Below are 338 nucleotides of genomic sequence, written 5' to 3'. Positions count from 1 at the left end.
CCATCCACGATTAGTCTTTATCCTCAAAGAGAAAATACACTTTGGGATCATTTGAAAGAAATTCGAAGTGAATACGACTTTGTAACTTTTACCCTAAAAGAATATCGAATGACATTTAAGCATCTTCATCAAGTAGCTTTGGAAAATGGTGATGCCATACATTTACTACATGAATGCATAGATTTTCTAAGAAGAAATAAAATCATATTACCTGCTTTCACCACACTTGAGAGAATGGTGTGGGAGGCAAGGGCAATGGCTGAAAAGAAGCTATTTAATATGGTTAATCAATCTCTAACAAAAAAGCAAAAAGAAAAGCTGGAAGAGGTCATTACTTC

Annotated in this window: 1 protein-coding gene; it reads left to right on the top strand. The window is 34.3% G+C overall.

Going from position 1 to position 338, the window contains the following annotated elements; genetic code table 11:
* Positions 1-338, top strand: a 338-nt coding sequence (locus COD11_RS27825) for a DUF4158 domain-containing protein (protein WP_255301712.1), incomplete at both ends; no start/stop codon positions are given.

It is taken from the genome of Bacillus sp. AFS040349, from assembly GCF_002577655.1.
Classification (GTDB): domain Bacteria; phylum Bacillota; class Bacilli; order Bacillales; family Bacillaceae; genus Metabacillus.
The sequence above is the reverse complement of the archived record's forward strand: the minus strand, read 5'-3'. Positions and strand labels throughout refer to the sequence as shown.